Raw genomic sequence first — 14824 nt, 5'->3', positions numbered from 1 at the left:
GAATTATCGGTTAGTGTACATGCTTTCGTAATACTTCTGGTAGTTACCCGACGTTACGTTGTCGAGCCACTCCTGGTTTTCGAGGAACCAGTCGACCGTTTTTTCGAGGCCCTGCTCGAACTGGAGTGATGGCTGCCAGCCCAGCTCGTTCATAATCTTATGGGCGTCGATGGCGTAGCGGAGGTCGTGTCCGGCGCGGTCGGTAACGTAGGTGATCAGCTGAGCCGAGGTACCTTCGGGCCGACCCAGCTTACGGTCCATGATGGTACACAGCAGGTGAACGAGGTCAATGTTTTTCCACTCGTTGAACCCGCCGATGTTGTAGGTCTCGCCCAGGCGGCCGTTATGAAATACGGCATCGATAGCGCGGGCGTGATCAACTACAAACAGCCAGTCCCGAACGTTCTCGCCTTTGCCGTAAACCGGCAGCGGTTTGTTGGTCTGGATGTTGTGAATCATGAGCGGAATCAGCTTCTCCGGAAAATGATTGGGACCGTAGTTGTTGGAGCAGTTGCTGAGCACAACCGGCAGCTTATAGGTGTTGCCATAAGCGCGAACGAAGTGATCCGAAGCGGCCTTGGAAGCCGAATAGGGCGACTGCGGGTCGTAGGCGGTTTCTTCGGTGAAGAACTCGTCGGGGTTGTGCAGCGAACCGTATACCTCATCGGTCGAGACGTGGTAGAACCGCTTGCCGTCGAAACCCGACGCCCCGGCTGCCCAGGTGTTTTTGGCCGCGTTGAGCAGGTTTACTGTGCCCACCACGTTGGTCATGACAAACGACATGGGGTCGGTAATGGACCGGTCTACGTGCGACTCTGCTGCGAGGTGGATGACGCCATCGAACGCCAGCTCGGCGAACATGTCGTCGATAAATTTGGCGTCGGTAATATCGCCTTTGATGAAGGTGTAGTTCGGGGCGTGTTCGATGTCTGACAGGTTAGCCAGATTACCGGCGTAGGTCAGTTTGTCGAGGTTATAAATCTGATACTCCGGGTATTTGGTAACAAACAGCCGGACTACGTGTGATCCGATAAAGCCGGCCCCGCCGGTGATAAGAAGTTTCATGGTAGTTATATTCGATTTGCCATACCGGGCGTTCAGACAGGCTGGCAATACTGGCTGCCAGTCTGAATACCCCGTAACCAACTAAGATAAACTGAGTTTTTCCTGCCAGCGCCAGGCATCGCGGAGCGACTCGGCCAGGGTTCGCCGGGCGGTCCAGCCCAGTTCGCGACGGGCTTTCGTTACATCGGCGTACACCTGTTCTACATCGCCTGCCCGGCGAGGTCCCATGGTGTAGTTGAGCTTCACGCCTGTTTCCTGCTCAAAGGTATTGATAATGGTCAGGACCGTTTCGCCCCGGCCGGTGCCGATGTTGATCACGTCGTAGCTGGCCTCGTTTTCGGCTTCGTTGAGTTTTTTGAGCGCCTGAACGTGGGCTTCGGCCAGATCCATCACGTGTATATAATCGCGGATACAGGTGCCGTCGGGGGTGTTGTAATCGCTGCCGTATACGGTCAGGCTCTGGCGTATACCGGCGGCCGTTTGCGTAATGAACGGAACCAGGTTAGCCGGAACGCCCAGCGGCAGTTCGCCGATCTGGGCTGAGGGGTGGGCCCCAACGGGGTTGAAATACCGCAGCGCCAGCGCCCGGATGGGCACCTGAGCCTGTACGGTATCGCGGATGATATCTTCGCTGATGGCTTTGGTGTTGCCGTAGGGCGACTGAGCCGGGAGCCGGGGTGTTTCTTCGGTTACCGGAAGCTGCTCGGGCTGGCCATAAACGGTGCAGGACGATGAAAAAACCAGGTTCTGCACGCCGTAGGCCGGCATCAGTTCGAGCAGCAGCAGCAGCGAGTCGAGGTTGTTGCGGTAGTACTTCAGCGGCTGCTGAACCGACTCGCCAACCGCTTTATAGGCCGCAAAGTGAATGACTCCGCGGAGCTCTTCTTTCTCGAAGATCTCGGTCATAGCCGCCCGGTCGTTACAGTCGACCGAATAGCAGGTCACGTCGCGGTTCAGGATGGCGCGCAGGCCATCGAGAGCCGATTGCTGGGAGTTGGAGAAGTTGTCGACAATAACCGGTTCGAAACCGGCTTCGACCAACGAAACGACCGTGTGGGAGCCAATAAAACCGGCTCCGCCCGTCACTAAAATTCTGGGTGCCCTACCTGTAGGTGTCAAACCGTTTTTTATAAAAATTTTGTTATTATTTTACTAAGGCGGCTCATTGAGCGCAACAAAAGTAGTATATTCGATAGGTTTCCAAAAGCAGTATTTATCCTGGGGTCACCCAGTCAAGTTGCTGAAACGTATGAATGATAACCAATTAAAAGCCCTCATTTCTCTTTTGGACGACGAAGACCAGGAAGTGGTTGAGCACGTCGAGCAGCAAATCCGGCAAATGGGCGGAAAAATGATTCCGCTGTTGGAAACCGAGTGGGAGGGCAGTTTTAACCCGGCTCTTCAGAAACGCATCGAAGAAATTATTCACGATCTGCAATACGAGTCGGTGCTGGAACGGATGCGCGACTGGAAAAACGGCGGAGCCATGGACCTGCTCGAAGGACTCTGGATCGTGGCCACCTACCAGTATCCCGACCTCTCGCTCGATAAACTGAAGCAGGAAGTTGAGCAGCTTTACTACGACGTCTGGATCGACTTCAAGCCCGACATGCACCCCGACGAGCAGGTGCGGGCTATCAACAATGCGTTTTTTACCAAGCTGAAGTTTGCGCCCAACACCAAGCATTTTCATTCGCCGGCCAACTCCATGATTAATCAGGTGCTCGAAACGCGCCGGGGCAATCCGATTACGCTGTGTGTGCTGTATATGCTCATCGCCAAGCGGCTCAACATGCCGATCTATGGCGTGAACCTGCCCAATCTGTTTGTGCTGACCTATAAACACAATGGCGTCCAGTTCTACATCAACGTGTTCAACCGGGGGCTGGTCTTTACCAAAAAAGACATCGATCAGTACATCGACCAGCTCAACATCAAACGACTCGATACGTTTTATCAACCCTGCACCAATGCCGATATCGTACGGCGGGTGCTGCGGAATCTGACGCTGGCCTTCGAAAAAAACGGCGATACCGAACGGGTAGAAGAAGTGGAGCGGATTCTGGAAACCGTTAAAGACGACGGCGACGGCCTGCCCCTCTCCGACTATACGCAACGGTGATACAGAACGAATAACGGGTAATGGATAATGAAAAATGAGGTGGCTCTATTTTTCATTATCCATTATTTAGTTAGAACGCTACGGCCAGCAGGCCGGGACCGATGCGGAAACAGCGGATCGTCAGCTGCTCTTCGTGATCCGGTAACCGCACATGGCCAGTCAGCTGCTCGGCGCCGTCGGCGAAGGGGTCGATGAGCAGATGCTGACGGAAGGTGAGCTGCCGCTTTCCGTATAATTTGTACAAGCTCTCTTTCGCACACCAGTATACGGCCAGCCGGGCTGCGTTACCGGCGGCATGATGAATCTCGGCGGCTGACAGAATACGGGGTACCACCCGCGTAAACTTGTCGCGCATGGGTTCGATGTCGATGCCTACGGGCCGGGTTCGGTGCAGTACGGCGGCAGCCCAGCCGCCGGTATGGGAAATCGATATGTGCCAGGCTGAGCCGACCAGGTGCGGTTTGCCGTACTCATCTTTCTGCAAACCTGCATAGGTCCAGCCTGCTGCTTCGACCAGCTGCCGAACGGCCACCCGGCAGGCCAGCCACTCTACCCGTTGTTCGGGGTGCGTAATCCGCGCCAGCTCCTCCTCTTCGCCGGTGGTCAGCGTCAGGCGCTGGCGGAGGGTGGGCTCCGTGTCAGAAATGGGGTGCAGCACCGCCGTACAGTCGGGCGTGATGCTGAGAACGGTTGGCGAAGGCATTAATAATGTTGAATTTTGACTGCCGACCCGCGAAAAACGGTGCGCCTTTCCTGGCACTTTAGTCGCCTGTCGGTCTTCAGTGTTCAATATTCGGTATTCTTTTTCATGCTCGTACAAAAAATTGACACCTTCGGTGGGCACCGCGATAGTGTTTATACGCTCGAACACGGCCTGACCCCCGAGCAGTTCTTCTCATCGGGGGGCGATGGGCAGGTGGTGCGCTGGCAACTCGACCGGCCCGACCGGGGCGAGCTGGTCGCTACGGTGCCGGCTTCGGTCTACGCGCTGGGACTGCATCGCGACAGTGGTTTGCTGTGGGTGGGCCAGAACTACGACGGTGTACACCTGATCGATGTGCTGCAGAAACGGGAAGTGGCCTCCCTCAAACTGACCTCATCCGCCATTTTCGATATCAAGTTCTACCGCAACGATGCGTTCGTAGCCCTGGGCGATGGTGTGGTTGTGGTACTCGATACCAGGGAAGTAGCCGTAAAGAAGCACTTGAAAGCGTCTGATATGGCGGCCCGCTGTGTAGCCATCAACCCGGTTGAGCGGGAGGTCGCCGTAGGGTACAGCGACCATAGCGTCCGTATTTTTGACCTTGGTACTTACGAGCTGAAGCGGGTCATACCGGCCCATACCAATTCGGTCTTCGCGCTGCTGTACGCGCCGGATTTCCGGCACATGATCTCGGCCGGGCGCGATGCCCATCTGAAAGTGTGGGATGTTGAAGCCAGTTATGCCCTGCATCAGGACGTAGTAGCTCATCTGTTTGCCATTAATCACCTGACATATTCGCCGGATGGCACCTTATTTGCTACGGCGAGCATGGATAAGTCGATCAAGATATGGGATGCGGCCACCTACAAACTGCTGAAAGTGGTCGATCGCGCCCGGCATGCGGGTCATGGAACCTCGGTGAATAAACTACTCTGGACCGATAGTAACCGTCAGTTGCTGTCGGCGAGTGATGACAGAACCATTTCGGTCTGGTCGTTGACCTGAAAAGCCAGTAAGTAGACCAGTAGCATGGTTTTCTACCCGTAATTTTGTTAAATCCACAGAATGGACGTTACTTCACCCTCAACCGGTATGTCTGTAAATACCTAAACCGAAGCGCACCGATGAAAATCACAGCCATCGAAATTCGCCAGCACACATTTGAACGGGTGTTACGCGGCTATAAACCCGAAGATGTCGACGCATTTTTAGTGTCGCTCTCGCAGGAATGGGAGCGTGTCACGGGCGAATATAAAATGTTGAAGATGCAGCTTGAACTGGCCGAGAAAGAGCTGGGCAAGCTGAAAGAGGTAGAGATGACGCTGTTTCGGACTCTGAAAACGGCAGAAGATACCAGTGCTCAGATTACCGATCAGGCTAACAAGGCCGCCGAACAGTATGTGTCGGAGGCTCGCCAAAAGGCCGACGAGATGCTGGCCGAAGCCCGCAAACGCTCCGTCCTGATGGTGCAGGATGCCGAAAATCAGGCTCGCTACCTGAAAGACAACATCCTGAACGATCTGAAAGCCATGGAGAGCGACTTCAAGGCGCTGGAGAACTACAAGGAAAACCTGGCCGTTCAGATTCGGTCGCTGGCCAGTCATGCCGTTGAGAGCGTTGACCGCTTCGAGAAGAAGTTTGCCAAACAGAACCTGAAGGGTAAAATTGACGAGGTAGCCACGCAGATCACCTCCGATATCGAAGCGCGCGATGCCCAGCCCGTAGCTGAACTCCCGGCCCCTGCTGCCGAGCCCGACCCGGCTGAGCTGCCTCCGCTGGTCGAGCGCGAAACCGCCGTTCCGGAAGCCATCCCGGTCGATGATGAACTGGTTGCCCGACTCAACGATGCCATAGAGGAAACCCCCGAGCCGCAGCCGGATCCCGAACCAACGGCCGACGAAACCCCCGTTGCCGAACTGGCTGAACCCGCCGAACCCGTAACCACGCCAGTTGCCGACGCTCAGCCGCAGGCGGCTGAACCGGTCGAGCTTACGGAGAAACCCAATGAAGTAGCGGTTGCGACTGAGCCGAAGAAAAGCGGTTCGTTCTTCGACCAGATTTAATGAGAGCCGGCTCAACAGACAGCCGGTATCTACTCGCGTTATTTATGGGAACTATAGCCCTGGAAGGCCTCGAGTTTTTTTCGTACCACGGCTTCTACGACGAAGAGCAAAAGATCGGTAACAAATATGCCGTCGACATCGTCGTCACCGCCGACTTCTCCGAAGCGGCCCGTCGCGACCGGCTCAGCGCTACCGTCAATTACGAAGCCCTCTACCGCATTACGGCCAACGTCATGCAGCGGCCCGCCCGCCTGCTCGAACACCTGGCCCACAGCATCATTGTCGATATTCGCCAACAGTATCCGGATGTCGACTCGGTTGAGGTCAGTGTCTCCAAATTCAATCCGCCCATCGGGGGGGTGTGCCACCGGGCCCGCATCACGCTCAGAGAATAGGGTCTGAAACGAAGAATGGTTAATGTAGCATGTAAAGCCTGGGGCTTCCTGCATGTACATTAACCATTTTACGTATTCTCAGGGGCTGGCCTTATATGGCCTGCTGCAAACCGGCAAACGAAATAGCCATGTGCGAAGCATCATATACGCACTGCCCGTTGCGGATCAGCAGAACCTGGGGCGACTCGTGTTCGACACCAAATTCGTGCTCTATCTTGTTCGAAATGGGGCGGTTAGCCAGCAAATCCAGATAATAAGGCTTTACGCCGAGTTGTTCGTTCCAATTGCGTTCCATACGGCTGAGCGCCATAGCACTGATGGAACAGGTTGTGCTATGTTTGAAAATCAGCACGGGATGCTGCGCCGACTCTTCTTTAATGTCAGCGAGTTGAGCGTCGCTAGTGAGTTTATTCCAGTTCATTGTACCAACACTGATTCTGTTAGCACAAAAGTAAATTACAGCGTAAAAAGTTCGTTTATTCCTCGGGCGAATAGCGTAGCTTTTCTGCCATTTCTGACGATACGGCATCGGCGTAGGGGCCATAGGCGTCGACCAGCGTGCCTTTTTTGCCGGTCTCTGTTTCCTCGATAGCGTACAGTACGGTCGAGTCGCCGGGGTCGGTCATGCCCTCGAAGCGGTACACGTCTACGATATCGAAGTCGGCCGGTCGCATCTCTATGCCGTCCTGCTGGCATTTGAGGCAGTCTGACTTCAGGTTGTAGTCTCGGGTGAAGCCTTGCTTACGGAGGGCGTCAAGTGCTTCGGTCAGGGTGTCGTACGTTTGCATGCGCGTAGTCGTTAGTTCTCGGGGCGGGTCATCCTCGTTGGATGATGTACCTTTACGCAGTCATTAACCAACCACGTATCGGCTTGTTTTCCCGAGTATACAACACTGGCTTATCTGCCTATAAAACGTTGCTGCGGCTGGTAGCGCCGTTCAACCCTAAAGCCCGGCAATGGCTCACCGGCCAGCAGGATTTGCTTTCACATATTGCCCGTAGCCTGGCCAGCGAGTCGGCAGCTGGTCCGGCAAAGCCGCTGGCGTGGTTTCATGCGGCTTCGCTGGGTGAGTTTGAGCAGGGCCGTCCGGTTATCGAAGCGTTTCGGGAAACCTATCCGGACTACCGGATCCTGCTGACGTTTTTTTCGCCGTCGGGCTATGAGGTGCGGAAAAACTACGACGGCGCCGACTACGTCTTTTACCTGCCACTCGATACAAGCCGGCAGGCGCGGGCGTTTGTGGCGCTGACGCAGCCCCGTATTGCCTTCTTCATCAAGTACGAATTCTGGGCCAATTACCTGCAGACGCTGAAAGCAGCCGGGGTGCCAACCGTCCTGTTTTCGGCCATTTTTCGGCCTGATCAGCTTTTTTTCAAGCCCTACGGCGGCTTTTACCGCAATCTGCTCACCTGTTTCGATTATATTCTGGTCCAGAACCAGGAATCGGTCGAGCTACTACGGAAGATTGGTGTGCAGCACGCGCGCCGAGCTGGCGACACCCGGTTCGATCGCGTAGCGCAGGTGGCGGCTGGCAAGAAAGCGATTCCGGTGGCGCAGGCGTTCAGGCAGGGGCAGCCGGTGCTGGTTGTTGGGAGTGCGTGGCAAGCGGACATGGATGTGCTGATTCCGTTTCTGAACCAGTTCGACAAGCCGCTCAAAGTGATCATAGCCCCCCACGAAATAAACGCCGAAGCGATTGAGCAATGGCGCAAACAACTTCAGAAGCGATCGGTTCGGTTTTCGCAGACGAACGAAGCCGACGTGGTGTCGGCCGATGTCCTGTTTATCGATAATATCGGTATGCTTACCTCGCTTTACCAGTATGGCGAGTTTGCCTTCATTGGCGGGGCCTTCCGGCAGGGGCTGCATAATAGTCTGGAAGCCGCCACCTTTGGGATGCCGATCTTTTTCGGGCCGGTATATGGTAAGTTTCAGGAGGCTGTTGACCTGGTCGAAGCGGGGGGCGCTTTTCCGGTTACCAGCGTGGCTGAGCTGACGGCGGCCTTCGACCGGCAGTATGCTGACCCCACCGTAGCCGCTGCCATCAGCCGGGCGTATGTACAGCGGAACGTTGGCGCAACGGCGCAGGTTATGCAGGTGGTTCACACGCTATTGCCCCATTGATATGCTCTCGAAACTACTGCTCGTTGTGGGCATTCTGCTGGTTACGTTTATTGTGCTGGCCCTGGTGGTCGGCTACGTCATTTCGGCGCCCCGCTATACCGGGCCCGTCAGCGACCATTTTGATGGCAAGGCGTTTTTTACCCCGGGTGCGCCATCGCCCAAAGGCCTCCGTGAGGTGATTGGCTGGCAGCTGAACCACGAACGAACCCAGCCCTGGGGTGCTTACCATACCGACAAGCCCGGCCCGCCACCACCCGCCCACGTAGACGGAGCCGCTGTACGAACGACGTTTATCAACCATTCAACGGTACTGCTTCAGTTCGACGGCCTGAACGTTCTGACCGATCCAATCTACGACGAGCGGGTCAGTCCGTTCCAGTTTGCCGGCCCGAAGCGCAACCGCCCGCCCGGTATCCGGTTCGACGACCTGCCTAAAATCGATGTGCTGCTGCTGAGTCATAACCACTGGGACCATCTGGAGATTGGCACGGTGCAGAAACTCTGCGCCCGCGATCAGCCTAAAGTTTTTTGTCCGCTGGGGGTAAAAGCGTTTCTCGAACAACACGGGTGCCGCAATGTGACCGAACTCGACTGGCGGCAGTCGGCCCCGATCACTGACAGCACAACCCTTCATTGCGTACCGGCTCAACACTTCTCCGGGCGGGGTATTTTTGACCGGAATGCTACGTTGTGGGCCGGCTACGTGATTGACAGCAAAGCCGCCGGTAAATTGTACTTTGCCGGCGATTCGGGCTACGGACCGCATTTTCGGGCTATTGGCGAGCAGTTCGGGCCGTTGCGGCTGGCGCTGATTCCGATCGGAGCCTACAAACCCAACTGGTTCATGTCGCCCGTCCACTGTAACCCGGCCGAAGCCGTGCAGATCCATCAGGACGTCCGGTCGGCCCAGAGTGTGGCGATTCACTTCGGCACATTTCCTCTCGCCGACGATGGCGAATCGGAGCCTGTTGATGATCTGCAGCGGGCACTGAGCCAGCAGAACATACCATCGGACCGGTTCAGGGCGTTGAAAGCAGGAGAAGCCGTCACGTTTTAAACGTAGAGACGCGACCGCAACGGCGGACCGCCCTCGCGTCTCATACGCGTCAGCAACAAACCATCCCGATAAGTAGTCCGACTACGCGTCCCTGTGCGGACACGGACCACGGTGGTGGATCGGAGCGCCGACCGTACGAACCACTTGGCCAGGTTGTCTGGTGATCAGGGCGATTAACGATTATTAACTTTTTTTACAACCCTTCGCCACAGAGCAGGGTCTATAAGCGTAGTAATTTTTGTCTGTCTGTTAATTTATTTTCATGCGTATTATTCAAATAGCACTGTTCGGTCTCCTGGTAATGGGCGGACTGGTTTCGTGTAATCAAAGCGCGGTTGATCCGGTAGAGGCTGAATCGGAAGCGTTCACCAAGAACATCGACGACATCAAATCGTACGCCACTACGAAAGGCCTGTCGCTGTCGACAACGGCATCCGGGTTGCATTATGTCATTACGGCACCCGCCAGTGCTACCGCTAAGCAGCCGGTCATTGGCGAAGAGATCGAGTTCAGCTATGTGCAATACATCCTGCAGTCGCCGACCAGTGGTACAGGCGTAGTTACCGACAAAGTGGTTGATACTACCTATGCCACCAAATCGGTGTACTACCCGTTTGTCAACAACTCGTTGCTGGCCGGTTTGCAGGAAGGTATTCTGCTGATGCGCGAAGGGGCGTCGGCTACGCTACTCATGCCCGCCCGGCTGGCATATGGGTCACAGGGCTCGGTTAGCGGTACCATTCCGGCCAACACGCCGGTTCGGTTCGACGTGAAGCTGAAGCGGTCGCGTTCCGAAGATCAGCAGATCAGCGAATACATCACCCGTACCAACCTGGGTACGCCGGAGGTGACGTCGAGCGGATTACGGTTCATCCGGACCAGTTCGCCTACCTCAACCACGTTCGCGCCCGGTGCTACCCTGGCTGTTCGGTATAACGGTCGGTTGCTGCGGAGCGTGGCTGCGTTCGACAGTACATCGGGAACAACCACGCGCGATTTTACGCTCGGCAACTCGTCCATTATCAAAGGATTTGAAGAAGGTCTGGCGAAGCTGAAAGTAGGCGAGAAAGCGACTCTTATTTTTCCGTCGTCGCTGGGGTACGGTGCCGCCGGTCGGGCCGCGAATGGCGTTTACGTCATACCGCCCGGAGCGCCCCTCCGCTTTGATGTCGAAGTGGTGTCGGTCCGGTAATTTTGCGCTTCGTTTTCCCGTTCTTTGCGGCCCATGTTTCTGCATGGGCCGCTTTTTTTATGAAGATACGTCAAACCCTGGAGCACGGGCCGGTGCGGGGCTATCGGTTTGGGTACTCACCCGTTCGCTGGATGCGGGCGGTGCCGGTCTGGTGTTATTACCTGGATGGCCTGCTGATCGATACGGCCCAGCGCCACATGCAGCAAGAGGTGTTGCAGACGTTTGCCAGCCTACCCATCGATCAGATTGCGCTGACCCATTTTCACGAAGATCATTCGGGCAACGCAGCTGCGCTGCGCCAGCGTCATAACTGCCCCGTACTGGCCGGTCCGCTCACCGCCGAGCGGGTTGCCCGGCCGTTTTCGCTGCTGCCGTACGAGCGGTTCTGGTTCGGCCAGATCGATGGATGTCCGGGCGTAGTACCGTTTCCGGCGCCGTTTCGTACGGGGGCGTATGCATTACAACCGATCCCGACCTATGGCCATTCTGACGATCATCATGTGCTGCTGGAACCGAACGAAGGCTGGCTGTTTGCCGGCGATTTCTACATCGGCAACCTGAAGATCTTCCGCCGGGGCGAAAATATCTACCAGATGATCAACTCAACGCGGCAGGTGCTTGGCTACGACTTCGACACGCTCTTTTGCGGACACAACCCCGTGCTGACCAACGGGCGCCGGGCGGTTGAGCAGAAACTCCACTACCTCGAAACCCTGGTTGAGCGGGTGCTGACGGCTTACCGGCGGGGTGTGCGCGGGGCGGCCCTGCTGCGGGCCGCCGGCCTGCGCGAAACGTGGTGGCTGCGGGCGTTTACCTCCAACGATGTAAGCGCCCATCACCTGATCCGGTCGATCCTGACCGATGCTGAAAAACCGCTGTAGTACTGACCGCGTCTGCTTATTTCGGGGCCATCCGGATCGCACCGTCCAGCCGGATCACTTCGCCGTTTAGCATCGGGTTTTCGAGTATGCTTTTGACCAGCATGCCGTATTCGGCCGGGCGACCCAGCCGCGACGGAAACGGTACCTGCTGACCCAGCGACAGCCGCGCTTCTTCGGGCAGACCCAGCAGCAGGGGCGTTTCGAACAGACCCGGCGCAATGGTCATGACCCGAATCCCGGAGCGTGCCAGGTCGCGGGCTATGGGCAGGGTCATTCCTACAATTCCGCCTTTCGATGCCGAATAGGCGGCCTGCCCCATCTGCCCGTCATAAGCGGCTACGGACGCCGTGTTAATGATGACGCCCCGCTCCCCTTCTGTGTTGGGCTGGTTCTGTTCCATGGCCAGGGCCGACAGCCGAATAACGTTGAACGTGCCGATGAGGTTGATGGCAATCGTTTTCTGAAAAACCGCCAGCGAGTGGGCACCGTAAACGCCGTCTACTTTCCCCAGCGTTTTGCGGGCTTCGACAATACCCGCGCAGTTGACGTTAATATGCAGCCCGCCGAAGGTCTCGATAGCGAGATTGATAGCTGTCTGCACATCGGTTTCGCTCGTGACGTCGGTTTTCTGAAACCGGACGGTATCGCCCAACTCGTCGGCCAGGGCTTTGCCGCGTTCTTCGTTGAGATCGACGATAACCACGTTGGCACCGTTGGCTGCCAGCATCCGGACCGTGGCTTCGCCCAGACCGGAAGCGCCCCCCGTAACGAGCGCCGTCGCGTTTTGTATAGTCATGTCAGGTATGTTGATTTGTATTGACTGTGGTTTGTTACCGAAGTAGCTGTTGCTCGCAGTATTGACGTGGCCACCGTGGTCCACGCGGACGGATGGTATGACTACTAACCCTGAAGCAACGGTTTTTGCGTTACAAAATAGCCAGCAGTTCTTTCCAGTGTTTGATGTTGTAGGTTGGCTGGTCGTCGACGATCAGGCCCTGCTGGTTGTAGAAAACAGTATCCAGGCCAACGCCTTTGGCCCCCATGATATCGGCTTCGTAATTGTCGCCGATCATCAGACTTTCTGAAACATGGGCGCCGGCGGCCGACAGGGCATACTCGAATACCAGCGGATCGGGTTTTTTAGCGTTGGCGGTTTCGCTGGTAACGACCAGGGTGAAGTAATGAGCAATTTCGGCGCTGTCCATCTTCACGGCCTGAATTTCGGCAAAGCCATTGGTAATGATGTGCATAGTATACCGACCTTTCAGGTACTCGAGTACTTCCCGCGCCGAGTCGAGCAGGTGGGGCTTGCGCGGTAACAGCCGCAGGTACTCGGCGTTCAGATCGTATTTCACCGCCGATGCATCGATACCCAGCGACTGATACACCAGCGGAAACCGGTGCTGGCGGATGTAGCCATGCTCAATCAGATTCCGGTCGTAGTCGGCCCAGAGTTTTTTATTGACCGCAATGAAATGACGGCTAAACTCCTCGGCCGATGAGATGCCTACCTCGGCCAGCCGAAAGGTATCGTATAACTCAGTCAGCGACTCGGCCGAGTTGCGGTCAAAATCCCAGAGCGTATGGTCGAGGTCGAAAAAAAGATGGCGATATTTCATAAAAGCAAAAGCAGGCCCAAACAAGGGCCAGCTGCGATGAATCGGTTCGGACGGGGGGCGGGTTTAGAAGTCCAGCTTGAGCCGCTCTACGGGCTGGTCGTTGACCAGATGGCTCTCCACAATTTCAGCTACATCGGCCGGTTGCACGTTACCGTAGTAGGTACCTTCGGGATAAACGACCAGTGCCGGGCCAAAGGCGCAGGCATCGAGGCAACCCGCCCGCTGCGCCCGGATGTCACGCTGTAGGCCGCGCTGGGTCAACTCCTGCTTAAACGCTTCTACCAGGGCCAGGCCGTGTTCGGTGCCGCAGCTTTTCTTGGGCGCATCTTTCTGGTTGGTGCAGATGAAGACGTGTTTTTTGAATTTCATGGATAAATCTTGTTTTTGAATGAGTGCGTATCTGTACCGCTGCCGGTCAGGGTATGAACTACGGCAAAGTTCCGAAACTTTACCTGAAGTTAGGTCCGCTGCCGACCGGTGTTTATTTTTTCGCAACGACCATGGCCCGGCCGGGAACGGTGCGGTACCGGACAACCTTGTGCGGTTTGAGACCGGCTCGCTGCTGCCATTCGCTGATTTCATCGATCGAATAGTTGCCCGCTGTGCTGCTGAGACCGTAAAAAAGATCGGTGCTGCTGCCGAGCAGTTCGGGCCTGGCACCGGTTTCGGGCCGGATAAACTCGTTGACAATAAAAACCCCGCCGGGCCGCAGCGCCCGCGCTACCTTGTCGGCCACCTGCTGATTCTGTTCCGGCGTAAAGTGGTGGGCCAGGCTTGAGAGCAGCACAATGTCGTACTGCGCATCGCCAAAGTCGTCGGTGAGGGCGTTGCCGGGCTGATGTCGGACGCGGTCGCCCATGTTCTGCCTGGCCAGCAGGGGAGCCGCCTGGTCAATGGCCTCCGGCAGATCGAGAATAACCGAGCTAAGCCCTGACAGGCGCCGACACAAAGCTGCCGAGTGCTGCCCGTGTGAGCCGCCAATATCGAGCATGGTGCGGGCCTGTTTCGGGACGGGTGCCCGGCGGCCAAACTCGGGCGCTTCGGTATTGCTGGCGGCCACCATCGCTTCCTGATAATAGCGCCATTGTTCGGGCGTCAGTTTGTCGTGGTAATGAACCCCTTCGCCCGTTTCGAGGTACGTACCCAGCTGACTCATCCAGTCCCAGACGACCCGGTTGTTGAAAATCATCATGCCGTATACCGACCTCGGATCATCTTTGAGCGTAAACCGCCGGGCCATGCTGGTCAGGCTGAACAACCCATCCTTGTAGGTGAAATAGCCCAGGGCCGTCAGCAGGCCCAACAGTTCGCCCAGTGCTTTTTTGTTGAGCCGCAGCTCGGCGGTCAGGCTGTCGAGCGATTGTGGCCCGTTCTTTGTGGCTTCAAACACGCCCTTGTCAGCGGCTTCGAGCACGGCTTTGGCCAGTACCGGCATGATCTGAACGTGCAGAATGGGAACCGCAACCAGATTGGCGCGCAGGGCAAACCACTCAAGCGGGTTCTCGGGAGAAATGGTAAGTTGCATGTAAGCGTATACTGTATAAACATACAACCCACAAAGCAGGCATACGGCCCGGATTACCAGCTTATTTTTTTAATGAA

17 protein-coding genes are annotated in these 14824 nt (G+C 56.3%); 8 read left to right on the top strand and 9 right to left on the bottom strand.

All coding sequences use genetic code 11. The features are described 5' to 3' along the window. Window positions 1-3: 3 nt before the first annotated feature. Both rfbB and galE read right to left on the bottom strand, forming a co-directional pair. Window positions 4-1065 (bottom strand): dTDP-glucose 4,6-dehydratase, encoded by a 1062-nt coding sequence (gene rfbB / locus EQG79_RS16980; protein ID WP_077922635.1) that lies wholly within the window; start codon window positions 1063-1065, stop codon window positions 4-6. Window positions 1066-1146: 81 nt separating this feature from the next. Then, the gene (galE, locus tag EQG79_RS16975) at window positions 1147-2184 is read right to left on the bottom strand and encodes a UDP-glucose 4-epimerase GalE (RefSeq protein ID WP_077922562.1); all 1038 of its coding nucleotides are present in this window, start codon (window positions 2182-2184) and stop codon (window positions 1147-1149) included. 130 nt (window positions 2185-2314) lie between these two features. On the opposite strand from galE, the gene EQG79_RS16970 reads away from it, so the two are divergent. Beyond that, window positions 2315-3187 carry a transglutaminase-like domain-containing protein gene (locus EQG79_RS16970; RefSeq protein ID WP_077922561.1) on the top strand — a complete coding sequence of 291 codons (873 nt, stop codon included), beginning with the start codon at window positions 2315-2317 and terminating at the stop codon, window positions 3185-3187. A 70-nt stretch (window positions 3188-3257) separates the two neighbouring features. Here EQG79_RS16970 and EQG79_RS16965 read toward each other — a convergent pair whose 3' ends face one another. Continuing rightward, window positions 3258-3890 (bottom strand): 4'-phosphopantetheinyl transferase family protein, encoded by a 633-nt coding sequence (locus EQG79_RS16965; protein WP_129602757.1) that lies wholly within the window; start codon window positions 3888-3890, stop codon window positions 3258-3260. A 105-nt stretch (window positions 3891-3995) separates the two neighbouring features. Between EQG79_RS16965 and EQG79_RS16960 the strand changes: the two genes are divergently transcribed. From EQG79_RS16960 to folB, 3 genes are all read left to right on the top strand, one after another. Then, the gene (locus tag EQG79_RS16960) at window positions 3996-4895 is read left to right on the top strand and encodes a WD40 repeat domain-containing protein (RefSeq protein WP_129602755.1); all 900 of its coding nucleotides are present in this window, start codon (window positions 3996-3998) and stop codon (window positions 4893-4895) included. A gap of 119 nt (window positions 4896-5014) precedes the next feature. Next, on the top strand, window positions 5015-5953 hold the full coding sequence (locus tag EQG79_RS16955; protein WP_077922559.1) for a DivIVA domain-containing protein: 939 nt from the start codon (window positions 5015-5017) through the stop codon (window positions 5951-5953). A 44-nt stretch (window positions 5954-5997) separates the two neighbouring features. Then, the gene (folB, locus tag EQG79_RS16950; RefSeq protein WP_077922558.1) at window positions 5998-6348 is read left to right on the top strand and encodes a dihydroneopterin aldolase; all 351 of its coding nucleotides are present in this window, start codon (window positions 5998-6000) and stop codon (window positions 6346-6348) included. A gap of 91 nt (window positions 6349-6439) precedes the next feature. On the opposite strand, the gene ytxJ is transcribed toward folB, so the two are convergent. After that, window positions 6440-6769, bottom strand: a complete 330-nt coding sequence (gene ytxJ, locus EQG79_RS16945; protein WP_129602753.1) for a bacillithiol system redox-active protein YtxJ — start codon at window positions 6767-6769, stop codon at window positions 6440-6442. 55 nt (window positions 6770-6824) lie between these two features. Beyond that, window positions 6825-7136, bottom strand: coding sequence for a phosphoribosylpyrophosphate synthetase (locus EQG79_RS16940; RefSeq protein WP_129602751.1), 312 nt, complete (start codon window positions 7134-7136; stop codon window positions 6825-6827). A gap of 83 nt (window positions 7137-7219) precedes the next feature. Here EQG79_RS16940 and EQG79_RS16935 point away from each other — a divergent pair, with 83 nt between their 5' ends. From EQG79_RS16935 to EQG79_RS16920, 4 genes are all read left to right on the top strand, one after another. Beyond that, window positions 7220-8473 (top strand): 3-deoxy-D-manno-octulosonic acid transferase, encoded by a 1254-nt coding sequence (locus tag EQG79_RS16935; protein ID WP_129602749.1) that lies wholly within the window; start codon window positions 7220-7222, stop codon window positions 8471-8473. 1 nt (window position 8474) lies between these two features. Beyond that, a complete protein-coding gene (locus tag EQG79_RS16930) occupies window positions 8475-9530 on the top strand; it encodes an MBL fold metallo-hydrolase (protein WP_129602747.1) in 1056 nt (351 codons plus the stop codon). A gap of 262 nt (window positions 9531-9792) precedes the next feature. Next, a complete protein-coding gene (locus EQG79_RS16925) occupies window positions 9793-10722 on the top strand; it encodes an FKBP-type peptidyl-prolyl cis-trans isomerase (RefSeq protein ID WP_077922553.1) in 930 nt (309 codons plus the stop codon). A 59-nt stretch (window positions 10723-10781) separates the two neighbouring features. After that, on the top strand, window positions 10782-11603 hold the full coding sequence (locus tag EQG79_RS16920; RefSeq protein WP_129602744.1) for an MBL fold metallo-hydrolase: 822 nt from the start codon (window positions 10782-10784) through the stop codon (window positions 11601-11603). Window positions 11604-11619: 16 nt separating this feature from the next. Here EQG79_RS16920 and EQG79_RS16915 read toward each other — a convergent pair whose 3' ends face one another. The 4 genes from EQG79_RS16915 to EQG79_RS16900 form a co-directional block, all read right to left on the bottom strand. Next, window positions 11620-12399 carry a 3-hydroxyacyl-CoA dehydrogenase gene (locus tag EQG79_RS16915; RefSeq protein ID WP_129602742.1) on the bottom strand — a complete coding sequence of 260 codons (780 nt, stop codon included), beginning with the start codon at window positions 12397-12399 and terminating at the stop codon, window positions 11620-11622. 130 nt (window positions 12400-12529) lie between these two features. Then, entirely contained in the window at window positions 12530-13222 is a 693-nt protein-coding gene (locus EQG79_RS16910) for a YjjG family noncanonical pyrimidine nucleotidase (protein ID WP_077922550.1), read from the bottom strand. 63 nt (window positions 13223-13285) lie between these two features. Next, entirely contained in the window at window positions 13286-13591 is a 306-nt protein-coding gene (locus EQG79_RS16905) for a (2Fe-2S) ferredoxin domain-containing protein (RefSeq protein ID WP_077922549.1), read from the bottom strand. A gap of 112 nt (window positions 13592-13703) precedes the next feature. After that, window positions 13704-14747: a class I SAM-dependent methyltransferase gene (locus tag EQG79_RS16900; RefSeq protein ID WP_077922548.1), complete on the bottom strand. Its 1044-nt coding sequence runs from the start codon at window positions 14745-14747 to the stop codon at window positions 13704-13706. Between the last annotated feature and the right edge of the window lie 77 nt (window positions 14748-14824).

Source organism: Spirosoma sordidisoli (assembly GCF_004138325.1).
In the GTDB taxonomy this organism is placed as follows: domain Bacteria; phylum Bacteroidota; class Bacteroidia; order Cytophagales; family Spirosomataceae; genus Spirosoma; species Spirosoma sordidisoli.
The sequence above is the reverse complement of the archived record's forward strand: the minus strand, read 5'-3'. Positions and strand labels throughout refer to the sequence as shown.